The 22,006-nt window shown below is 44.5% G+C and carries 19 protein-coding genes and 1 riboswitch; of the genes, 13 read left to right on the forward strand and 6 right to left on the reverse strand.

Annotated elements, in window-relative coordinates; genetic code table 11:
- Nucleotides 1–34: 34 nt before the first annotated feature.
- The 4 genes from mgtE to OSCI_RS02065 form a co-directional block, all read right to left on the reverse strand.
- Entirely contained in the window at nt 35–1,432 is a 1,398-nt protein-coding gene (mgtE, locus tag OSCI_RS02050; protein WP_007353188.1) for a magnesium transporter, read from the reverse strand.
- Nucleotides 1,433–1,682: 250 nt separating this feature from the next.
- A complete protein-coding gene (locus OSCI_RS02055) occupies nt 1,683–2,540 on the reverse strand; it encodes an amino acid ABC transporter substrate-binding protein (protein ID WP_007353189.1) in 858 nt (285 codons plus the stop codon).
- A gap of 180 nt (nt 2,541–2,720) precedes the next feature.
- Nucleotides 2,721–2,924, reverse strand: coding sequence for a hypothetical protein (locus OSCI_RS02060; RefSeq protein WP_039961557.1), 204 nt, complete (start codon nt 2,922–2,924; stop codon nt 2,721–2,723).
- Nucleotides 2,899–3,678, reverse strand: coding sequence for a DNA methyltransferase (locus OSCI_RS02065; RefSeq protein ID WP_019487013.1), 780 nt, complete (start codon nt 3,676–3,678; stop codon nt 2,899–2,901). The genes OSCI_RS02060 and OSCI_RS02065 overlap by 26 nt, the downstream gene beginning before the upstream one ends.
- A 184-nt stretch (nt 3,679–3,862) precedes the next feature.
- Nucleotides 3,863–3,958: riboswitch (Fluoride riboswitch) on the forward strand.
- Nucleotides 3,959–4,055: 97 nt separating this feature from the next.
- Here OSCI_RS02065 and OSCI_RS02070 point away from each other — a divergent pair.
- The 10 genes from OSCI_RS02070 to OSCI_RS02115 all read left to right on the forward strand — a co-directional run bounded on the left by OSCI_RS02070 (nt 4,056) and on the right by OSCI_RS02115 (nt 16,872).
- Complete coding sequence (locus tag OSCI_RS02070) at nt 4,056–5,678, forward strand: cation:proton antiporter (RefSeq protein ID WP_007353193.1); 1,623 nt, start codon at nt 4,056–4,058, stop codon at nt 5,676–5,678.
- A gap of 103 nt (nt 5,679–5,781) precedes the next feature.
- Nucleotides 5,782–7,101, forward strand: coding sequence for a voltage-gated chloride channel family protein (locus tag OSCI_RS02075; protein WP_007353194.1), 1,320 nt, complete (start codon nt 5,782–5,784; stop codon nt 7,099–7,101).
- Nucleotides 7,102–7,398: 297 nt separating this feature from the next.
- Complete coding sequence (locus OSCI_RS02080; RefSeq protein ID WP_007353196.1) at nt 7,399–8,247, forward strand: zinc metalloprotease HtpX; 849 nt, start codon at nt 7,399–7,401, stop codon at nt 8,245–8,247.
- A gap of 216 nt (nt 8,248–8,463) precedes the next feature.
- Nucleotides 8,464–9,066: a hypothetical protein gene (locus tag OSCI_RS02085; RefSeq protein WP_007353197.1), complete on the forward strand. Its 603-nt coding sequence runs from the start codon at nt 8,464–8,466 to the stop codon at nt 9,064–9,066.
- Nucleotides 9,067–9,257: 191 nt separating this feature from the next.
- Entirely contained in the window at nt 9,258–9,722 is a 465-nt protein-coding gene (locus tag OSCI_RS02090; RefSeq protein ID WP_007353198.1) for a hypothetical protein, read from the forward strand.
- Between the two features lie 237 nt (nt 9,723–9,959).
- Nucleotides 9,960–12,296: a PhoX family protein gene (locus tag OSCI_RS02095; RefSeq protein WP_007353199.1), complete on the forward strand. Its 2,337-nt coding sequence runs from the start codon at nt 9,960–9,962 to the stop codon at nt 12,294–12,296.
- A 497-nt stretch (nt 12,297–12,793) separates the two neighbouring features.
- Nucleotides 12,794–14,581 carry an aspartate--tRNA ligase gene (gene aspS, locus OSCI_RS02100; RefSeq protein ID WP_007353200.1) on the forward strand — a complete coding sequence of 596 codons (1,788 nt, stop codon included), beginning with the start codon at nt 12,794–12,796 and terminating at the stop codon, nt 14,579–14,581.
- Nucleotides 14,582–14,585: 4 nt separating this feature from the next.
- Complete coding sequence (locus OSCI_RS02105) at nt 14,586–15,701, forward strand: AAA family ATPase (RefSeq protein ID WP_007353201.1); 1,116 nt, start codon at nt 14,586–14,588, stop codon at nt 15,699–15,701.
- Nucleotides 15,698–16,468, forward strand: a complete 771-nt coding sequence (locus tag OSCI_RS02110) for a DUF3226 domain-containing protein (protein ID WP_007353202.1) — start codon at nt 15,698–15,700, stop codon at nt 16,466–16,468. The genes OSCI_RS02105 and OSCI_RS02110 overlap by 4 nt, the downstream gene beginning before the upstream one ends.
- A 176-nt stretch (nt 16,469–16,644) precedes the next feature.
- A complete protein-coding gene (locus tag OSCI_RS02115; RefSeq protein WP_019487016.1) occupies nt 16,645–16,872 on the forward strand; it encodes a hypothetical protein in 228 nt (75 codons plus the stop codon).
- A gap of 74 nt (nt 16,873–16,946) precedes the next feature.
- On the opposite strand, the gene OSCI_RS02120 is transcribed toward OSCI_RS02115, so the two are convergent.
- On the reverse strand, nt 16,947–17,630 hold the full coding sequence (locus OSCI_RS02120; RefSeq protein ID WP_007353204.1) for a PEP-CTERM sorting domain-containing protein: 684 nt from the start codon (nt 17,628–17,630) through the stop codon (nt 16,947–16,949).
- Nucleotides 17,631–17,940: 310 nt separating this feature from the next.
- Nucleotides 17,941–19,242 (reverse strand): hypothetical protein, encoded by a 1,302-nt coding sequence (locus OSCI_RS02125; RefSeq protein WP_007353205.1) that lies wholly within the window; start codon nt 19,240–19,242, stop codon nt 17,941–17,943.
- A gap of 275 nt (nt 19,243–19,517) precedes the next feature.
- On the opposite strand from OSCI_RS02125, the gene pgl reads away from it, so the two are divergent.
- The 3 genes from pgl to OSCI_RS02140 all read left to right on the forward strand — a co-directional run bounded on the left by pgl (nt 19,518) and on the right by OSCI_RS02140 (nt 21,676).
- Nucleotides 19,518–20,249 (forward strand): 6-phosphogluconolactonase, encoded by a 732-nt coding sequence (gene pgl / locus OSCI_RS02130; RefSeq protein WP_007353206.1) that lies wholly within the window; start codon nt 19,518–19,520, stop codon nt 20,247–20,249.
- A gap of 80 nt (nt 20,250–20,329) precedes the next feature.
- A complete protein-coding gene (locus OSCI_RS02135; RefSeq protein WP_007353207.1) occupies nt 20,330–21,118 on the forward strand; it encodes an FHA domain-containing protein in 789 nt (262 codons plus the stop codon).
- Nucleotides 21,119–21,199: 81 nt separating this feature from the next.
- Nucleotides 21,200–21,676, forward strand: coding sequence for an FHA domain-containing protein (locus OSCI_RS02140; protein WP_007353208.1), 477 nt, complete (start codon nt 21,200–21,202; stop codon nt 21,674–21,676).
- Nucleotides 21,677–22,006 lie beyond the last annotated feature (330 nt).

Here is a 22,006-nt window from a genome sequence, read left to right on the forward strand (position 1 = left end):
TAGTCCCTAGCCCCTAGCCCCTAGCCCCTTCTACTTATATTTGTAAGATGAGTCTGGCTGTGCCAAAATAAATCAGAACCCCAAGGACATCTACGGCGGTGGTGATAAAGGGGGCGGACATTAAGGCGGGGTCTAATCCCAAGGAACGAAAGAGGAAGGGGAGGGCCGAACCGGCGACGGAGGCTAACATTGCGATCGCTAATAAACTTGTACCCACCGCTACTGCTACTGGTAAATTCCCCTGGAGAACATAGGCCCAGACCGTTGCTACTAGGCCCAATATCGAGCCTAGTAACGCCCCTGCCATACCTTCCCGCAAAATTACTTGCAGGGGGCCCATTGCCCGAATTTCGTCGGTGTTTAAGCCGCGAATCACAACGGTTGAGGACTGGGCTCCGACGTTACCCCCTGTACCTGTGAGTAGGGGAATAAATGCAGCGAGCACTACTACTTGCTGCAAAATGTCTTCTTGCGATCGGATAATCGTGCCTGTGACAGTATTTGTTAGGAGTAAAACAAATAACCAAACAACTCGCTTGCGGGCAACGGTGAATAAATCTGTCTGAAAATAATTGTCGCCGCCGGATTGGAGACCGCCTAAAGCATAAATATCTTCGGTGGTTTCCTCCTCCAAGATATCAATTACGTCGTCAACGGTGATGATGCCGACGAGACGCTGTTCGCTGTCTACTACTGGGACTGCAAGAAAGTCGTAACGCTGGATGAGTCTGGCGACTTCTTCTTGATCCGTGTCGGTTTGGACTGACACTAAATCGCGGGTCATAATTTCGCCAATAGTTTTATCAAGGGGTGATGTGACTAAATCCCCCAAAGTTAAAATTCCCGTCAGACGACGGGCAGCGTCAGTGACGTAGAGATAATAGATGGTTTCAGTAGTGGGGGCTAATGTGCGTATGCGTTCTAGGGTTTCGGTAATGGTGAGGCTTTCTTTAAGGGAGATGTATTTTGGGGTCATGATCCGCCCTGCGGTGTTGGCTTCGTAACCTAAAAGCAGGGCGGTTGCTTGGCGTTCCGCTGGGCTCAGTTGGGCCAAGAGGCGACGAACGACTGTTGCGGGCAGTTCATCAAATAGCCGCGCTCGGTCATCGGGGGACATTTTATCTACGATGTCGAGGACTTCTTGGCGTTTGAATTCTTCGCAGAGTGCCTGCTGTACGCTGGAGTCGAGGTGTTCGTAGACTTCGATCGCTTCGTCTTTGGAGAGTAAGCGGAAGGCTATTACTTGCATGGTTTCTGGTAAGCCTTCGATCGCTTCGGCTATGTCAGGAGGCTGGACGGGCACTAGAATGGCTTTAGCTCCTTTGAGGTCGCTTTGTTCTAGTAATGCCTGTAGCTGCGATCGCACTAATTCCCGCAGTTCGTTGCGAGAATAGGTCGGTATGGTAGAGGATGAGGAATTTTTCTCTGTCACTGCCGACCCTCCTGAACCTGTTTGAAATGTTCCTCCATCCAGTCTAAAGGGTAATGGATGGGAGATTTTAGATTTTTTTTAGGATTTGCTATTTTTGATAGGTGCTAGCAGCGCGTTCGATCTTGTAAGTGAGAGGGCGATCGCGCTATAGATGAGACTCTTACCCTATCGCTTCTCCTGAAAGCAGCAGCATTCTTGGTAACGGTTAATGGTTAAATGTTAACACTTAACCGTTAACAGTTAACTGCGATCAGATACACTTATCTTGATCTGCAACACTGATCGTTATCAGAGGAGAATTGGCTCCAAACGAGCGTTCTAGAAGAGTTTGAGATGAGTTATTGCGAATGAAATTGTTAACAATTTCTTTCCATTCAGAATCATTAGCTGGAACGATCATCCCGTAAGCAATACAAGTCAAAGGCTTTTCGGGAATTAGAGCATATTGGTTGGGATTTAAACCCTGTCTTAATGCTTCTCCTACCAACAGTATACCATCGCTAGCCAAGGCATCTATCTTACCTTCTACGGCATCTTTTACTGCTGTTTGTCTTCCTGATTGTCCTTGATAAACTTTCTGGTTAGCTAATTGATAGCGTCCAGCTATAAATTGCTGGGTGAGGGAATCTCCCAACACGCCAATGGTAAGATCTTGGAGGAAGCCAGAAGGGTTGACTCTGAGCCTGTTTTCGGGTTTTACCATTAAATAGGTGCCACTGTACAAAAATGGTAGAGAAAAAGCAATCCCCGTCGGCGAATTTTTGTTAATAGTATTGGGGCCACATTCAAGGTGAGCGCGTTTGCTGGTAATGCTGCGATAGCGACCTTGAGGCGAAGATTCATCGAGAACTGTTTCCAGTTTTTCTAATCGAACGGAGCGATTTAATTGCTTTTCAAGACTGGCTCTAAATATTTCCATGCCTTCCACACAAAGGCCTTTCCAATTGTCGCCTTCTGTATAGCCAAAAGGAGCGGCATCTTTCCTAATTCCTACTTTGAGAACGCCGTTTTGCCGAATGTCTTGCAATGCTGACTGTGCTAGACTAATTGTCGGGAAAAATAGGGGAAAGATAAGACTGATTGCTGTAATTGTTAGTTTTTTGCTCATTTTTTCTGTCCAAATAACTATTTTATTGTAGAGCAATTGTCGCTATTTATTATTAGTGACTCTTGCTGTAATTGCCCCTGTATTTGCGAACTTTGGTTAAAGTGTCTCCGTCTTTTTAGTATAATGGAAAGAATATAAATTGTCAAGAAGGAGGAGTAGCGAGATTGATAATTGATATTGCTACTCATCAAGTTCACTAAGTTCCTCATCTTCATCAAGCTCAATAGCTTCAGCGAATTCTAAGTTTGTTGGTAAAGGTGCTGAGGTACTTAGTAGAACAGGAGAATTTGATGTATCCATATCTTTTTCTTGATCGTAGGAGGCTAAGAAAGTTACTGTTTCCTCCAAATTGGAAAAATTATAAGTGACAGTTAGCTTGGACAATTGTTAAATCTTTATACATTCCCCAGAGTGTTTCGCCAAATACTCTTAAAGCTGGTTGTTCATTCTTTTGGTGATATTTGCTAGGTGCAATATATGGCCAACCAGTACCAGCTTTTGATGCTGTTCGTAATGAATCAGTTAGAGCTATTTTCAAGAAATCTTTTTCTTCTTTCGTACAAACAAATGACTCTATAGAATCACGAATAAATTTGAGAACCCACAAGTTTTCATCAGAGTAACACTTACCCAAAAGTTCAGGAAAGTTTTTCAAAACATCCGAACCTGGGAAAGGTGGTGGGGACTGGAGGTAAGCAAGTAAATTGGTGATACTCTGGCGGAGTTTTTTCATGTCATATTCCCAGAAACACTTGGCTTGAGCTACCCAATATACAAAAGGATGCGCTTCAATTCCAATAGAGTTAATACCGTTTTGCTTAGCAGTCACCGCTGTAGTTCCACATCCAGCAAAAGGATCGATTACTAAGGATTTAGAGTTGAGGTTAAAGTCAGAAATAAGCTCCTCTACCAATTTATAACTAAAGCCAGCCGGATACTTAAACCAGCGGTGAATAGGAGCGCTCATACTATCTTGAAATGTTCCAAAACGTTCACTATTAGAAAATGTTGATTCAGAAGATACAGATTGATTAAATTCAAGTAGCAGCTCTAACTGTTTAAATTCTTCTGTGATTTCCATGTGAATATCATCCTTATCATTAGTTTGGAAAGGAGAACTGTTGGATTTTGCCAGCACTCAACTCCTAAGATTATACACCTAAAAATCTTAATTAAACCAGCAATTGATATTTTTCTTGTGCCAAACGGTAAAGAGGTCGCCATACCAAACGATTAGTTAATACCACCAATAACGACATCACAGTTGATTTCCTAAAAATACTTATAAAAATACTAATGGGGTTCACCAAAGATGCTATAATAATCCCAACGGCAATGGAGCTCGCCAAAACCGCCTGCTAGTGATTCTTTCCTAACGTTAACTAAAACACTAAAAGGCTGATGGCTCCTACTTTTCTGGCTTGCTGCTGGAGAGTAGGGGCGTGAAAACTTTTCACTAACCTCTCATACCTAGCAAGCCTTTGTCCATACCCAGAATCTGGAGAAAGGAATCTCATGTTAGCTAGTGCGCTATGGATTTTATTGATGGGCTTTTTTGCGGGTCAAATTGCCCGTTGCTTAGGTGCTCCGCCTCTGATTGGAATGATTTTGGTAGGGATAGTTTTAGGGCCACAAGTTAGCGATGTCCTGAGTCCTGAAGTGCTGAAATCGGCGGATAATCTACGAATTGTGGCAGTGACGATCATCCTGATGAAAGCGGGATTAGGATTAGATCGAGAAAAGCTGGCACAGCAGGGAACTGTGGCGCTGCGGTTAGGAGTTTTACCAGCAGCAATTGAGGCAATTGCGATCGCATTCGCTGCGATACTAATTTTTAAATTCGACTTTCCCACAGGCTTACTTTTAGGTTGTGTAATTGGTGCAGAATCACCCGCTGTAATTGTCCCTGGAATGCTACGACTAAAAAGTTTAGGCTGGGGTGTCACCAAAGGAATTCCCGATGCCATTCTTACGGGTAGCGCCCTATCTGATGTTTTATTACTGTTAGTCTTTAGCTTACTTTTAAGTTTCTTCGATCGGGGAAAAGTTGAAAATATTATCTTCCCTGGAGGATTTAGCCTAAGCGCAGTTCAATTGCTCCCCTTTCAGGTAGCAATAGAAGTAGGATTTGGGGTCTTAATTGGTTACATTGCTGCTCGTTTAACTGTATCTCTACTAACTCAACAAAACTGGACGCAAAACGCCGTACAAGATGTATTAATTGCCGCCAGTATTGCGCTTCTATTAGTAATTTTTGAGCAAGCTTTCCCCTACTCTGGCTATTTGGCAGCAATGGCAATGGGCTTTTTTTTGATTGAACTCGACCCACCTTTAGCTAGACGACTACGCGGTGGATTTGACAGCTTATGGATTGTCGCTGAGATTGTTTTATTTGTCTTATTGGGAGCCAGTATTCAACTTCAGGTATTAGGGAAGACTTTTTTGCCGGGGCTTTTTGTATTGGCAATTGGCTTGTTCATTGGTCGCACTATAGGTTGGTATTTCTCGACCTTGGGTAGTAATTGGAATTGGCGAGAAAGACTATTTTTGCTACCCGGAAATATGGCAAAAGCCACCGTTCAAGCTGCCATTGGTGGTATTCCTCTATCTATGGGAATTGAAGGAGGAGAAATTATCTTAGCCGTTGCTGTTCTCTCAATTTTGATAACAGCACCGATAGGCGCTTGGGGAATTCCCATGTTTGCCCCAAAATTGTTAGAACGGGGAGAAATCGATCCGACAAAAGTAACAGTAGTAACTTGTAATATAATATTAGCAGCAGTCGATACTTCTCCCTTTTCTACAGAGGTTTTACTCAAAGCAGCAAGCCTAGCACGTCGTGTTGATGGTGAAGTAATTGTATTACACATCATTAATATTGTAGAAAAAGAGGCTGTAGAACAACTGCGCGATCGCACTCAAAAATTACTGGCAGATATTCGCCATCAATTCATTACCATTACTGGCTCAGTTCCAGAGGAAATTATGCGCGTCGCAGAACAGTATCAAGTGACAGATATTGTGATGGGAAAACGGGGATATCAACCTTGGGAAAAGGTATTAGTTGGTTCCGTATCGCAAGCAGTGATAGAAAATAGTTCTATTCCCGTAATTTTGGTAGAAGAGCGCCAAATTTAACCTGCCAAAACATTTAGGAAATATATCCGTAGTACCGCCCTCGGAAGGGTATTTAAACCGCCCAGAGCGCGGCGTTACCAAAGTCACAAATAGGAGTTTGATTATGAAATGGTTTGAGCAATTTGAGCAATTTATTGCAATCCCCCAACTCAGCAAGTGGTTCATCATTGCTTGTATTGTTGGCATTCTTTCCGGCTTAGGTTCTGCGGCTCTCCTAGTATCTTTAGATTGGGCAACAAATTGGCGAGAATCTCATCTCTGGATAATAGCCCTATTGCCCTTAGCGGGATTCTTAAGTGGCTGGATTTATCATCAATATGGAAAGCAGGTAGAAGCCGGAAATAATCTTTTATTAGAAGAGATTCATAACCCCAAAAATATTATTCCGTTACGAATGGCTCCAATGGTGCTGTTAGGTACAGATATAACTCATTTATTTGGGGGTTCCGCAGGTCGTGAAGGGACAGCACTGCAAATTGCTGCATCACTTGCGGATCAATTAACTAAAATCTTCCACTTTAAACACGCTAATCGACGAATTTTATTAATGTCGGCTCTCAGTGGTGGATTTGCTTCCGTTTTCGGAACTCCCTTAGCTGGAACTATCTTTGGCTTAGAGGTTTTAGCAATAGGAACTATTCAACATGATGCTCTTTTTCCTTGTTTAGTTGCAGCGGTTGTAGGCGATCGCATTACCCTAGTTTTGGGATTACATCATACAGCATACCGCCATGCTCCCTTTGTACCAACCATCACCCCAATGGCGCTTATTTCTGCCATTATCGCTGGTGCAATCTTCGGGATTGTAGCAATGATTTTCGCTAAATTAACTCACAAAATTAGCCACTTTTTCAAAGCAAAAATTTCCTATCCTCCTTTACGTCCTGCGATCGGTGGTACGATTGTTGTACTGAGTGTCTGGGCGATGGGATCGAGTAAGTACATCGGTTTAGGTATTCCTACCATTGTCGATGCGTTTTACAGTCAGTTACCGCCCTGGGATTTTGCTGCAAAAATAGCGTTAACAGCTTTGACTTTAGGGGCCGGATTTAAAGGAGGAGAAGTGACTCCTCTATTTTTTATTGGTGCAACATTAGGCAATGCTTTGTCCTTAATTTTGGCTTTGCCAGCACCTTTATTGGCAGGAATGGGGTTTGTTGCTGTCTTTGGCGGTGCAGCGAATACACCGATAGCTTCAACTTTAATGGGAATTGAACTTTTTGGTCTGGAATCGGGGGTATTTATTGCTATTGCTTGTGTAATGAGCTATGTTTTTTCAGGTCATGCTGGTATTTATAGTTCGCAGCGAATTGGCTCTAGTAAATATTATTTTATGTCGATGAAAGAAGGGATAAATTTGTCTGAAAATAAGCAGGAAGATGCGGCAGATGTAAAAGAGAATATTAAAGAAAAGCCTGAGTGATTATAAATTTTGTAAATCATCTATCTGGTCTAGTTCTTATCTATATTTAATTCTGGGGTGATTTTGCTATTGTCAGCTTTCCAGTTAGCAAACCACAAGCCAGTTTTATAACAAGTTTCAGGAGCTTAAATCTTCCTTCTTCCTTCTCAGGTACGCTAAACCGTACCTCTGGATTCGCGTTCTCCTCCATGCTCAGCCTGTAAAGTACCGATACAATGTCAATAAGTATAAAAAGCAATCAAATTGCTCACTTACATAGATTACTAGAGAAGCGACTGCCGGAAGGAGAACACGCAAATGAACCAAGTAAAAACTGTTGCATTGTTAGGCCTATTAAGCGGTCTTTTAGTTACCGTTAGCTATTGGGTAATTGGAGGCAGTGGTGGCGCTCTGATCGGTATTGCCTTAGCTGCCGTGATGAATTTGGGTTCTTGGTTTTACTCCGATCGAATTGCTTTAGCAGCTTACGGAGCTCAACCAGTAACTCCTAATCAAGCGCCGGGACTTTATAGCATAGTAGAAAATTTGTCACAGCGTGCGAGTTTGCCTATGCCGGCAGTTTACATTATTCCTAGTCCGGCGGCTAATGCTTTCGCCACTGGTCGTGACCCAGAACACGCTGCGGTTGCTGTTACTGAAGGCATTATGAATATGTTGCCTGATGATGAACTTGAAGCCGTACTCGCGCACGAATTAAGCCACATTAATAATCGCGATACTCTCACCCAAGCTGTTGCGGCTACGGTTGCTGGTGCTATTTCTTTGTTAGCACAAATGGCGAGTTATAGTATGTGGTTTGGGGGTTCGCGAGATGATGACAATGGTCGCAATCCTTTGGGGTTGTTGTTGAGTATTATTTTGGCCCCTGTAGCAGCATCGGTGATTCAGTTGGCAATTTCACGCACGCGGGAATTTTCTGCTGATGCGGGTGCGGCTAAGTTAACTGGAAATCCCCGTGCTTTGGCCCGTGCTTTACAACGTTTAGAAAGCAGCGCAAGGCAGATGCCGTTGGATGGTAATCCCGCTTTTGAACCGCTTTTGATCATCAATTCTTTCTCTGGTGATTGGTTGAAAAATCTATTCTCTACTCACCCTTCAACAGAAGCACGGATTGAGAATTTGTTGAAGCTAGAGCAACAATTGTAGATATTAACTGTTAACTGTTAACTGTTAACTGATAACTGGTAACTGGTAACTGGTAATTGCAACTTTCCAGGCATACTTAAATGTAGGGTGGGCGCTCGCTGATAACCATCTACGACTATAAGTTACAGCTTTTTGGCAGCGAGCGCCCACCTTACGAAGGTCTACAAAAGTCAAAATTCAGAGTCCTCAGTTCTCATTAATTTAGGAGAAACGATTATGACAGATGAAACTAATATCCCCCAAGAGTCTTCAATTGTTGGGCCGGTCAGTGAAGAAACTACAGACTTGGTAAAAGCAGAGATGCCTAACGCTAGCGAAGATGTGATTAAGGAAACTGCTGCGCTATTTGAAGCGGTTAAGAAGCGAGTGCAAACAGAAATGCAAGCAGCTACCGATTTGACTCGCGAGGCTTATGAAAAAGCGGTGACAAAAGCCCAGCAAAGTGTTGAAGAAAATCAGATTACTGTTAAAGAACGGATGGAAGAAGCCGTGCGGTTAGTGCAACAGGAAGCTGAGAAAAATTGGCTGGTAGTAGATGCGATTAAAACGCGAGCACAGGCAGAGGTACAGTCTGCTGGTGAAGTCAGCCGCGATACTTATCTAAAAGCGGTTCGGGAAGCACGAACAGCGGTAGAAGAAAATAAGTTGATTGAACGCGATCGCATTGAGCAAGCTGTCGAACAAATCCAAAGAGAAGCTGATAAAAACTGGCACGTTATTGTCAGCGAAATTGAGTCAATTGGTGTGAAACTCACTGATGCTGCTAGGTCGGCTTGGAATGCGCTAACAGCTTTTTTTGATAAGTCTAATCGTCATTAAAGGCAATCGCCACCTCCTTTTAGATTGACCGCAAAAGCTGGTTTACTTACAGGTTTTACCTAAGAGTAATCCAGTTTTTTAATGGCTAATTGTTAATCATAACACAATTAATCGTTAAACAAAGTTTAAAATGAATTTAATAATAAGCTGTTAAGCTTAGAAGCGCCTATACAGAAATGAGAGTGAAACTAATGGGTGCGTGGCGTTATTTACTACGAGGAATAATTTGCGGAATATTAAGTTTAGCAGCGATCGCATCAACGGCTTTAGGTGAAATTAAAGAACTCGACTTTACTATCAATTCTAATGGTAGCGAGTCCTTTGGCAGCTTAATTCAGCAAGCAGAAGAATATGCTAAAACTTCAATAGATCGGGAATTTAAAGCCGATCCGAATCTTACCGAAATTTCGATCGTCATTTTAATAGATCGGCAGAAGCAAGTAGTCCCAATTCTGCGGTCAAGGGTTTCGCGATCGCAGTGGCAGAGAGATACTCGCATTGACCAGTGGACTAGATATTTCGGCGATGCTAAAATCCTATTAGGTTTAAGAAATACTAATTTACCTCAAGCAAGTTTTCCAGCTTCCCAAACCAGCTTACCCTTCTCCGAACGACGGCGCTTGATAGAAAATGACCCTGGCTTTAGAGATGACTGATTGTGGCAAAAGCAGAAAGTATTTTTCAAAAATAAGGGGAAACATAGCATAAATTTAACACTTTAGATCGCGAAAGCTACTTTAGATAGATTATTCTTAGATTAAGAAACAGCCAATAAAGCTATACTATTCGATCGATATTTATTAACAATTGCATTAACGAACTTTAACTTGACAGGGGTATGTTCTATGGGAGAAATAAATATTAAAAACGTGAGTCAGGGCTAAAACAGTTTCATGTCACAAATTACTCGCAGGCAATTACTAATTTTCTTTGGAAGCAGTGCTGCCGCAAGCGTACTAGCGCCCCAACTAAGTCAAAAATTATTGGGCGACTCCGCCGTAGCTCAGGCTCAAGTTCCCCTGACCTTTACTCCAGTACGCCTACCCCACCCGCTCCCCATTTACCAAAAACGGTCGAGCTTCATACCAACAGGAATCGAGAAGGGCACGATCGCACCTGCCTCAGCAGATACCAAGCTGGTAAATTACACCGTTATGGATGACGTGATCGTACCGCCAGAGTACGAACGTTATGTAATAGTGCGTTGGGGCGATCGCGTCTTCCCCGATCGAGCCGACTACTTCGGCTACAACTGCGATTACACCGCCTTCATCCCCAATCGCGGCAGCGACAGCGACGGCTACCTCTGGGTCAATCACGAATACGTCTCCTACCCCATGTCCAAGGTAGCGCCAGCCGAGACAACGGAAGACCTCACAGCCTTCCCAACCACAGATCGCACCGTACTCGGTCTAGATTTATCTGTGAAAAATCGCGCCACCCTGGGCGAGTTCATGTACAACTTAGGCGGCTCCATCCTCCGAATTGTCAAAACCAGCGATCGCTTCCAAGTAGTCCCCAGTGACTCCAAAAACCGCCGCATTCACGGTCTTTCTGGCTTAGCCATCAACAGCCAGCGTTCTGACCAATATAAAAACGTCACATCTTGGGGCAACAGACAAGGCGACAATAACTTCTTATACGGCACTGGCCCCGCCGCTACCCAAGTTTTCGAGCAAGTCAACTCAGACGGCCTCGGCAACCGCATCATCGGCACCGCTTACAATTGCTCAGGCGGCACCACTCCTTGGGGAACCATTCTCTCTGGCGAAGAAAACTTTCAAGGTAGCGAACTATTTTTCGTCGGAGTTCAGGAAAACATCAAACCGAATGGCAGCCAGACAAGCTACATTAACGGCACGACAGGTTCAGAGTTCGGCTTAACCGGCGAAAAGTACGGCTGGATGGTCGAAGTCGATCCCGCTGAACCCAACTTCCGCCCCCGCAAACACACCTGGTTAGGGCGCTTCCGCCACGAAAACATTGCCATTCGCGCAGAAGCAGGGGGGCGGCTAGTCGCTTACATGGGAGACGATCGCCGAGGTGGCCACACCTGGAAATTTGTCAGCAATGGGACAATTGGAGATATCAACGACAAAAGTAACAGCGGCTTGTTTGAAAACGGGACGCTGTATGTAGCTCGTTACAACCGCGACTTTACAGGCGAATGGATTCCCTTAACCTTAAATGCTCGTACCAATCCGATCGCACCCTCAATTCTCGCTGAAGCTGAGATCGCAAGTCTCGGTCAAGCTCAAAGAAATGCTCCCTTCCGCTTACCAAAGCGCAAAGGAATTGCCGGTCAAACTGACGACGGCGGTTCCTTCGTGGTGGATACTACCAATGAAGCCAAAGTGCTGTCAGATTATCGCAATAAGACCCTCGCAGATTTCTACACCAGTCAAGGTGCAGTTTTAGTCGATGCCTTTTTAGCAGCCAATCTCATTGGTGGAACTCCCACAGCGCGGCCAGAGGATTTAGAAATTAACCCGCTGACTAAGGAAGTTTTCATTGCCTATACTGACGGCGCACCCGGAAGTGACGGCTATCCTGACTCCCGCATTTTTGTTGTCGCCAAGTACAACCGCAATGTCAACAGCGTCCAGCAGTCGGGAGGGCTTTACAAGATTATTGAAAACAGCGCTGATGGTACTGGTACAACTTTCCGCTGGCAACGGTTTGCCCAAGGTGGAGAAGCGGGGGCGAAAGATGGCGCTGGTTTCGCCAGTGTAGACAACATCCTTTTCGATCGCCAAGGAAACGTTTGGGGGGTCACGGATATGTCTACTGGTACTCACAACGGTTTTGATGTCGGTGCCGCTGGCAAGCCAAACTCCATCGATCACAGCAAGTCGGGGAATATAGCTGAGTTTACGGGAATTTTCGGCAACAACTGGCTGTTTATGATTCCCACTACAGGCGCGAATGCCGGAGAGGTGATTCCCTTTGCTTACGGGCCAAACCGCTGCGAGATGACTGGGCCAACTTTAGTTGGGAATACGCTGATCCTTGCAGTGCAGCATCCGGGAGAAGATTGCCCAATTGATGACGGAACTGTGTTGCAGCGATCGATCGAGATGCTGGATTTGAATGGGAGTTTGTTTACTCAGACGCGGGTAGTGTTGCGTGGTAGCAGTTGGCCGAGCAATATTGAGAAAGATGCTCGCCTTGTACCTCGGCCTTCTGTGGTTGGTATTCGTCGTGTTGATTCTAATAGCAGGTTTATCTAGAAGGTTGACAGTTTAGTTGAATAGGGGGCGGCAATGCTCATAGGTGTCAACTTAACGTCAAACCCTTAATCCGACAGGGTTAAAACCCCTGTCTCAAAGAGCAAGTCCTCTGAAGAGGACTAATACAGCGGATTCCAGGTTTATGAAGTACACCCCAGAAACCGGGTTTCTTCGCTTATTTATCGCCAGAAATCGGTTTTATTCAAGAAACCCGGTTTCTCTGTACCTCACTGACCTGGAAAGTGCTGTAAATTTAACAATTTTCTTCAGTCCTCTTCAGAGGACTTTAGCTATTAGGCAGGGGTTTTAACCCCTGACGGGCTTTCGGATGGCAGTTGACACCAATGGGCAATGCTGCGCCCCTATTGCTAATTTGTAGATGCCTATAAAAAAGCTAGTACCCAGGGCGGCTGTAAATAAGCCGATCCAAAAGGCTATGCTGTCTTCTATACTGGTATGTCACCTGTAATCAAGCCTAGAGACCTGAATCAACTATCATGCGAACCCACTATTGCGGCCAACTCCTAAGCGATCGTATTGGAGAGACTGTTACCCTGTGCGGATGGGTAGACCGTCGGCGCGATCACGGTGGCGTTATTTTTCTGGATTTGCGCGATCGCACCGGACTTGTGCAAATTGTCAGCGATCCCCAACGCACGCCAACTTCCTACGAAGCGGCTGACCATTTACGCAGCGAATATGTGGTTAGAATTACGGGGAAAGTGACGCGACGGCCTGAAGATTCCCTCAATCCTAAGTTAGCGACGGGAGAGGTGGAAGTTTATGCACACGAGATTGAGTTATTGAATGCTGTTCGCAAACAGTTACCGTTTCAGGTTTCGACGGCGGAAACTGAAAGCGTGCGCGAAGACTTGCGGTTGAAGTATCGATATTTGGATTTGCGGCGCGATCGCATGAGTCGTAATTTGCAACTCCGCCACCAAGTAGTTAAAGCAATCCGCCGTCACCTCGAAGATGCGGAAAATTTCATCGAAGTAGAAACGCCAATTTTAACTCGTTCTACTCCCGAAGGTGCGAGAGATTATCTAGTTCCCAGCCGCGTCAATCCGGGGGAATGGTACGCTTTGCCACAGTCGCCGCAGTTGTTTAAACAATTATTGATGGTTTCTGGTTTTGACAGATATTATCAGATTGCCAGATGTTTTCGCGATGAAGATTTGCGGGCCGACAGACAGCCAGAATTTACTCAATTAGACATGGAAATGAGCTTCATGTCTCTGGAAGAAATCCTCGAATTAAATGAAGGTTTAACCTGTCACATATTCAAAACTGTTAAAGGGATTGATTTACACCTTCCTTTCCCCCGTTTAACCTATGCTGAAGCGATGGGACGCTACGGCAGCGATAAACCAGATACTCGCTTTGGATTAGAATTAGTCGATGTTTCCGACTTAATGAAAGATTCCGGGTTTAAGGTATTTTCGGGTGCTGTAGCCTCTGGCGGGATTGTGAAAGTATTGCCAATTCCCGGCGGGAATGATGCCATCTCAAATGTACGAATTAAACCAGGCGGTGACTTATTCAAAGAAGCCAACGAAGCAGGCGCAAAGGGTTTAGCTTATATTCGCGTCCGGGATAACGGCGAAATCGATACGATTGGCGCAATTAAAGATAACCTGAAAGAGGAACAAAAGCAAGAATTACTCACTCGCACGGGTGCAGAACCTGGTCATTTACTATTATTTGGTGCTGGTGATGCGCCAACTGTCAATAAGACTTTAGATCGGTTGCGTTTAGCCGTTGGTCAAGAGCTAGGATTGATTGATAAGGATAAAATGAATCTGTTGTGGGTGACAGATTTTCCAATGTTTGAATGGAATGCTGATGAGAAGCGTTTAGAGGCATTACATCACCCGTTTACTGCACCGCATCCTGATGATATTAACGATCTGAAGACGGCGCGAGCCCAAGCTTACGATTTAGTCTTAAATGGCACTGAAGTCGGCGGCGGTTCTCGTAGAATTTATCAGCGGGAAATTCAGGAAAAAGTGTTTGAGGCGATTGGATTATCGACAGAGGAAGCTTACAATAAGTTTGGCTTTTTGTTAGATGCCTTTGAGTACGGTACGCCGCCTCACGGGGGAATTGCTTACGGTTTGGATCGATTGGTGATGCTATTAGCTGGTGAGGAGTCGATCCGCGATGTAATTGCCTTTCCGAAGACGCAGCAGGCGGGGTGTTTGTTAACGAATGCGCCGTCTGGGGTGGATGATAAACAGTTGAAAGAGTTGCACGTTCAATCAACTGCTAAGCCGAAGGTTTAGTGTTATGAAACATCTCGATAATTTGACTATCCATCGGTTCCGAGGCCTGCGAGATTTGACCTTGCAGGACTTGGGACAGATTAACTTATTGGTTGGCGCGAACAACTCAGGTAAAACCAGTGTTTTGGAAGCAATATCAACTTATTGCCGTCCCTTAGATCCTCTGGAATGGCTGAATACATCATGGCGGCGTGAGATTAAATATTCTCGCAAACCTCAGTTGGATGCTTTGAAGTGGTTGTTTCCTCAAAATAGAGAAGTAGATCAAGCTGATTTGTACGAGGGGGAAACGTATGTTTCTGGGAATGGCGATTTTCCTGTCAGAGAATCTAGGGCAATTTACCAAGAATTTGAAGGATTTTACGAGTTAAATGACAAGGAAAATAACACTGAATCTGAAATAGAAAGTGACGGAATAGAAAGTGACAATATTCTCCGGGGTGCTGAGTTAGAACTAAATGTTACAACAAGTTTTGATCCAGGTGAAGAATTATCCGTAACTTTTGAAATCTGGGAAAATCAGCGTTTTATTAATAGGAAGAATCGCTCAACAGCCGTACTACCAATTGATACAGTAACACCATTCTCTCACCGCATAGAACAGTTACAAATTAGCTTGCTATCAGAAGCTGTTTTTCTGGGAATTAAACCGGAAGTAATAAAATTACTTCAATTAATGGATTCAGAAATTACTGATTTAGTAATTTTATCCCCAACTGGTAAACGTCCTAGTCTATATATCGACCATAAACGAATAGGTATTTCACCTCTAAGTATTTTTGGTGACGGGGTGCGGCGTTTGCTGTTCATCGCTTTAACACTGATAAAAGTCAGAGATGGAGTTTTACTGATTGATGAAATAGAAACAGCAATTCATACTGAAGCACTTCGCAGTTCCTTTTCGTGGATTGTACAATGGTGCAAACAGATGAACGTGCAGTTATTTGCAACTACCCACAGTTTAGAAACAATTGATGCAATCTTGGATGCTAGCAATTTGGAGACGGACTTAGTTCTTTATCGTTTAGAGAAGGAAGAGTTACAAACTAAAGCAGTTAGAATTGAACGGGAGAGACTGCAAAGATTGCGGGAGGATTTGGGTCAGGAGGTTCGCGTGTGAAGTATGTCATTATTGGAGTAGAAGGGCCACACGATCAGGCATTTACAGGTAAGGTTCTCAAGCTTTTAGGTTTTAAAGATTTTCGGGAAGATTTGAAAGGATTAAAGTCAAGTTTAGATCCTTTCTGGCGCAAATTTATTCCTATTTATCCCAAACAAGGAAATTTGTACAAACGTCTTGATATGCCTTCTATTTTGTTTAATGATACTATCTCAGTAGCAATTTATGCAGGTGAGGGAAGCAACCTTGTGACTACTTTAGATGATATTTTATTCAATAATCCTGAATATCAAACAGACTTGGGTGCATTTGGTATAGTTGCCGATTGTGACAAGTCAAATCCCATTCAAATTGTAACAAAATATAGTAATTGCTTACAAAAATACTTTCCTAATTTTCCCAACCAAGCCGGTGAGGTAGACATCAATATTCCGAGAACAGGAATTTATGTGTTGCCAGATAATGCTTCACAAGGCGTACTTGATACTTTGCTTTGCAGTTGTGGAGAGACAGCTTACCCCGTTTACATGGAGAGAGCTCGTTCGTATCTAGATAAATTTTCTGAAGAAGAGATGAAATCTTTAAAATGGAAAAATTTTGATTGCAACAAAGCTTTACTCGCTACTGTTGTCAGCGTTCTCAAACCGGGGAAGACTAATACGGCAAGTATTGCTGATAATAATTGGGTGAGTGAGGAGACGCAGCAGCAAGTTCCGGCGTTGGCAATTTTTATTGAGTTTTTGAAGCAACTTTTGGAATTGAGTTAATAAGAGGGCGATCGCATTTATTTTGAGAGTGCGATCGCGTCACAGATCAAGGGCGATAGCCCTGTAATTTTTCCTGTCTGCTAAGTATGTTAAAATTATGGAAGTTCAACCACGAGAAATACAGAACTACCTGAAAAAAACTCAAATTCCCAACAAGTAGAAGCTACCATGAATACTTGATTTCTTCTCGAAAAACCCCCGAAAGTGTGGCGGGCTATATCGAGGTGATGTTGGAATTGAAGTTAGAAGATCCTGAACCTGAATTGCTACGAGCAGGATTTAAAGATGTGATGCTTTTCAATCTTGATCTTAAAAAAATAGATTGTCTTCAGTTAGATCGACACTCAGTTAGTGGATGGCAAAAATTGCAGGTTGACAATAATAGTAACAGCAAAGGCAGTTAGGAACTCATTAATTGCTCAAACCCTCTTCTAACTTCTTCCCTTAGCCCCTAACCCCTAGCCCCTAGCCCCTAGAATTAGGCTATTTTGCGATTGCGACGACGACGAGCGATCGCCATTCCACCAGCGCCAAGTGCCATACCAACCATAGTAATTGGTTCGGGTACTGCTTGGGCCGAAACTGTGAAGTCGTTGTAGTCGCCGTCACCCCACAGGGTATCCTCGAAGGAAATTGCCACAGGAGCACCAAAGGGACTTGCTGAGGTTTGGCTACCCGCACTATCGTAATTTACTCCCTCGGAACCACCAGTAGAATTAAACACCACTTGCTGGCTACCGCCATTGTGACTGCTTGTAGAGAATACAGTCGGTATGCTACTGCCCCACAAAGTACTGGTGAGTCCTAAGCTATAGACTTGGTTAGCAAGAAATGTGAAGCTTGCGGTAGCAGAACCAACTAAGTTAGTGGCAGTTCCTAACCAGCTATTCGTACCATAACTATTGCCTTGATATCCTGCATCTGCGGTATTTGCTTTTGTAAACAGGCTTTTTAGCAGGACTTGATTGGCGTTATAAACTCCCAAGGAAGATATGGCTGCTCCCTGAGACTTAAGGAATGTAAAGTTAACAGTGGTATCCTGGTCAAAACTAATGCCTGTAGTTCCAAAAGTGGCAGCGTTGGCTGATGTTGTTATACTCAGCATCGCAGTTAGGGCTGCGGCGGCTGCTAGTGTTACTTTAGTCAAATCTATAGTTTTCATAATTTTGCCTCTTCCTGGTAAGCCCTGTTCATAATTTCTATTATGGCCGATCCGATCGTGAATATTAACAGAATTCAGGAGGTTTCACGGAATCTTCACAGAAATTGAGCCTTTTATGAAATTGACAAAAAATTAGTGAATGAATCTTTGCTGATGCTCGTAAGAGCGTAGTTTTTCTAGATCATCATGCTCCGTGAAGCTACGGACTCTGTGTCTAAGTTTGTCTTGAATAAGCCTGGGCGAGTTCCTGCTTCTCAGTGATTTTACGGACTTAGTGCCTAAGTTTGTCTCAAATGAACCCTTAGCCTGATTAAGGATTGGCAAAAGTATTGATTTCGCCTCCGCCAATATAGCGTCCGGGAATGGGACGGGGTAATGAGACTGGCTCGCTGGTAGGCCCAATCGGTTGCCATGTCTGATTTACTTGGTTAGAGGTAGCTCCAAAGTTAGGGTTAGGTGATGAAACGGATGGAAATCCTAGATTTCCTGAATTGGTAGAGTTGGAGTTAATTACTTTGCTTCCCTGAATGGCACTAGGAAAAGCTGATTGCCCGAAATTGTTTGGGAGTGATGATTCTATCCCTGGTACTGTTGATGGAGGTGTGGGTAGTGTAATAGGTTGAACTTCTGGAATAGGATCTGAGCTATGCAAATTGGTCTGGTAAGGATTGTTACCCTGATTATTTGGATAGGAATTGTGGGACTGGTTAATTTGATAGGGGTTAGTTAGGGGGTTAATTGGAGCAGGGCTATTGAGTTGGATGCTACTTGTTGGCTGGGGAGTTAGGGTCGTGCTGGGTATACTTGGATTGAACCCCGGAAAAAGTTCTGGAGTAGTTGCAGGAGGGTTTGAAAATGGAGGTTGATTAGCTGTTAAAACCGGATTTGCAGTTGGTTTCAAAGGAGAATTACCAGAGTTGGTAACATCAGAAGTCTGGGCTGTTTTTTGAGGGGGAGAGTTAGCCGATCTGTATTTTTCCATTGCTGCTTGTAGAGGACTTACAGATAACGAATTTGGGCTGGGCTTTCCAGAATTGGGGGAATTGGTAGCAGATACGGAAGTGCCTGTGGCTGGAGATGCAGATTCTTTCGCCAACTCCCCGCCTACAGCAGAATTAGTCAAATTAGCAGCAGAATTGGAATTAAACAGATTCTTATTACCGGATATGGGGACAGTTGTAATTTCGGAGTCGGGAAGGGCGAAATATCTGTCGGTAAAGGAGGAGTTGGGAGCGATATCTGGTTTTGCAGTTTCCAAGCGGCGATCGCGAACTTCATCAAACAAACCCTTCGCGATCAGCACGGGACTATTGAGTAAAACAGAACTTGCACTGGAGCGGTTTAACTGGTTTACCAAGACTGGCACTGTGTCGATATCGGCGGCAATCATCCTGTCTTCGAGAGATAGCCCGATATTTCGCTCTGTAGTAGTTGAGGAAGTAATTTCTTCCTCGTCAAGGTTCAACCATTCTGGATGTACTGACACTTCCCAGAGAAATAATCCACCTACAGCAAAAATTACCGTTGGTATCCACACTGTAGGCTGAGTCAAGGGTCGAAACTGGGCTGCGAGATGGCGGATAGATGTAGGGAGTAGTTTAAAAGCAGACATAGTTTTAGGAATTAAAAATTAAAAATTAAAGATTGAAAATAGGTAATTACGATCTGGTCAGAGTTGTCACTAAGTTGCTAAGATTGTTTAATTGGGTAATGGTTGAGTTTTTTTTGATTCTGAGTTGGGATTTAGAAAAATATTTGACTCTATCCTAATATATCATAAGTACAGCGATCGCTAATGTATGGGGTGTCAGCAGCGATTCGGGAAAGTGTAAACAGCAAGCCGATTGCTTGCTGAAAAGAACAAACAGGGGATGTGAGATTTTCACTATGAAAAAAATAGTAGAAGTTGTAGCGGATCGAGAGGCGCTCACACAGCGATCGCTCGAAGTTATCCGCTCTCAAATGCAAGCAGCCATAGCAGAACGCGGCATCTGTACAATTGCTCTAGCTGGAGGGAGTACGCCTAAGCCCGTCTACGAAGCGATCGCAGCTTGTGACTTACCTTGGGATCGAATTCACGTATTTTGGGGTGACGAACGCTACGTACCGCCAGAACACCCAGATAGCAATCAGCGGATGGCTCGTCAGGCTTGGCTGGACAAAGTGAAAATTCCCGCAGCAAACATTCACCCGATGCCCACCACTGCTGGCGATCCTGTAAAAGATGCCCTTACTCACGAAACTCAGCTACAGGAATTCTTTAAAGTATCGGCTCTTGAGTTTCCAACTTTCGATATCATTTTGCTAGGAATTGGGGATGATGCTCACACAGCATCGCTGTTTCCGGGAACAGAGGCCTTGCAAGTGCGCGATCGCCTGATTACAGTAGGTAACAAAGACGGTCAACCCCGGATCACATTTACAGTACCCTTAATTAATCACGCCCGCAGCGTCATCTTCATCATCGCCGGGGCTAGTAAAAAACCAGCTCTCGCGCAAATTTTTGCCCCTTCAGGTGACGACATTACCTACCCCGCCCGACTTATCCAACCAGAAGGCGAACTTTGGTGGCTATTAGATGCAACGGCGGGTGAAGACCTACAGTCGCAAAAGGCATGACAATTGTTAAGATATGACCGTCTACTTGTCTGTTCTGACAGCGGCGGTTCTCTAAGACACAGCCGGTAAAGGAGAAATCAATGATTGTCTGTCCTAATTGCAATCACCAAAACCCTGATGGAGCCAACCAGTGCGAGGCTTGCTACACGCCTTTACCCGCGACTGCCAGTTGTCCCAACTGCGGCGCGGCTGTTCAGGCTGATGCTACTTTCTGCGGACAGTGCGGCTTTAACCTGCATCCAAGTTCTTCAACCCACGAGGCTGAGACAGCAGTTGCAGGTGCCTCAACTATTCCGCCAACAGTTGTATCTCCGGCTGTGCCTAATTTAGTGTCACCAGATCCGTTGATTGAACCTGAACCTTCAGTAACAATGGCGGTAGCATCGCCCAATCTGGAAAAATCCAGTGCTAACAGTGCTGTAACTGCTGCCCCTGCACCGATTGAGGTTCCAGTTGCACAGCCAGGTGCTCAAGTTTCAGCTCAAAGCTCTCCCCCTGCGGCAATGCCTGTAGGAGGAGCCGCGAGAACTCAACTGCAACAGCAAGCGGCGCGGCTGGTACACATCCAAAGTAATACTGCGGTTGAATTACCGGCAAACTTATCGGTAATTCACATCGGCAAACCAAATGACCTTGTGCCGCCAGACGTTGATGTTTCAGGATTTCCTAATTCTGAAGTGGTTTCTCGCACCCACGCGGATATCCGAGTGGAAGGAGATGCTTATTACATCGAAGATGTCGGCAGTTCCAACGGCACTTACATTAACAATACTCCCCTGTCTAAGGGAAATCGCCATCGGTTGCGGCCTGGCGATCGCATCTCTCTAGGCAAAGGAGACATGGTTTCATTTTTATTTCAACTCTCTTAGAGCAATTTTGGATTTGAGAGTTCAAATCTCAAATCTCAAATTGCTACTTGGGGCTCCCTACCAACACTCTAAGTTGCCAATGTGATTAAGCTCACTCTGCTACATCCATTGCAGTCTATACCCGTCCGAAGCTGGGCCTTTGAAGACGAATTGGTCGTTCGGATTGGTCGCTCTACTGATAACCACGTCGTTCTTTATAGCGCTGTCGTCTCCCGCCGCCACGTCGAGTTGCGGCGTACCGGTGTGAATTGGGAAGTGATTAATTTGGGTACGAATGGTACTTACCTGGATGGCAAACCCATAACTCAGGTTCCGGTTGTGGACGGTTTGATCATTCATTTGGCTCGCTCTGGCCCGAAGATTCAAATTCACTTGGAGAAGCAAGAACCAAAACCACACTCAGGAAGAGTTGCTGTGAAGCCAAGAGATACTAAGGCAGTGAACGATCGCGAGGCGCTGGTGCAGATTAGCGTGATTTCTGTGGGCGACTATCCCCATAGAGGGCCGTCTAAGGAGGAGGATTTAACGGAGGGAGATTGCAAGCGTGATAAGAGTTAATAGGAGCATTGGGTGGGGTGAGGGATAGGCGGGGGCGCAAGTCTACTAACTTACTTTGCTAACTTTTGAGATACTAGATTTTCTGCCGTTTCTGGGGTTATCAACCGCTTTTGCTAACTCTTTCGGAACAGAATGCAAGCGATCGCGTATCGGTACTGCATCGGTTTGCAATACCGCCAAAAAAGGGTCTTGATTCTGGGCAAAATTGCGCGGAAAATCCCCCGTTAATACCAATTCTCCAAAATTATGCAACAGTAGCTAGGGCTGATAAAATATAGTCCCATCCGGCTATAGATGCTATTTCTTCTGTTGAAAATTCTCCCAGAAAAA

This window comes from Kamptonema sp. PCC 6506, assembly GCF_000180455.1.
GTDB lineage: Bacteria > Cyanobacteriota > Cyanobacteriia > Cyanobacteriales > Microcoleaceae > Kamptonema > Kamptonema formosum.

What these genes read in the sequence shown, in the direction of transcription:
- aspS (WP_007353200.1), top strand. Translation starts at nt 12,794, where the DNA reads ATGCGAACCCACTATTGCGGCCAACTCCTAAGCGATCGTATTGGAGAG.
- OSCI_RS02105 (WP_007353201.1), top strand. Translation starts at nt 14,586, where the DNA reads ATGAAACATCTCGATAATTTGACTATCCATCGGTTCCGAGGCCTGCGA.
- OSCI_RS02085 (WP_007353197.1), top strand. Translation starts at nt 8,464, where the DNA reads ATGACAGATGAAACTAATATCCCCCAAGAGTCTTCAATTGTTGGGCCG.
- OSCI_RS02120 (WP_007353204.1), bottom strand. Translation starts at nt 17,630, where the DNA reads ATGAAAACTATAGATTTGACTAAAGTAACACTAGCAGCCGCCGCAGCC.
- OSCI_RS02055 (WP_007353189.1), bottom strand. Translation starts at nt 2,540, where the DNA reads ATGAGCAAAAAACTAACAATTACAGCAATCAGTCTTATCTTTCCCCTA.
- OSCI_RS02070 (WP_007353193.1), top strand. Translation starts at nt 4,056, where the DNA reads ATGTTAGCTAGTGCGCTATGGATTTTATTGATGGGCTTTTTTGCGGGT.
- OSCI_RS02125 (WP_007353205.1), bottom strand. Translation starts at nt 19,242, where the DNA reads ATGTCTGCTTTTAAACTACTCCCTACATCTATCCGCCATCTCGCAGCC.
- OSCI_RS02090 (WP_007353198.1), top strand. Translation starts at nt 9,258, where the DNA reads ATGGGTGCGTGGCGTTATTTACTACGAGGAATAATTTGCGGAATATTA.
- OSCI_RS02135 (WP_007353207.1), top strand. Translation starts at nt 20,330, where the DNA reads ATGATTGTCTGTCCTAATTGCAATCACCAAAACCCTGATGGAGCCAAC.
- OSCI_RS02075 (WP_007353194.1), top strand. Translation starts at nt 5,782, where the DNA reads ATGAAATGGTTTGAGCAATTTGAGCAATTTATTGCAATCCCCCAACTC.
- OSCI_RS02080 (WP_007353196.1), top strand. Translation starts at nt 7,399, where the DNA reads ATGAACCAAGTAAAAACTGTTGCATTGTTAGGCCTATTAAGCGGTCTT.
- pgl (WP_007353206.1), top strand. Translation starts at nt 19,518, where the DNA reads ATGAAAAAAATAGTAGAAGTTGTAGCGGATCGAGAGGCGCTCACACAG.
- OSCI_RS02095 (WP_007353199.1), top strand. Translation starts at nt 9,960, where the DNA reads ATGTCACAAATTACTCGCAGGCAATTACTAATTTTCTTTGGAAGCAGT.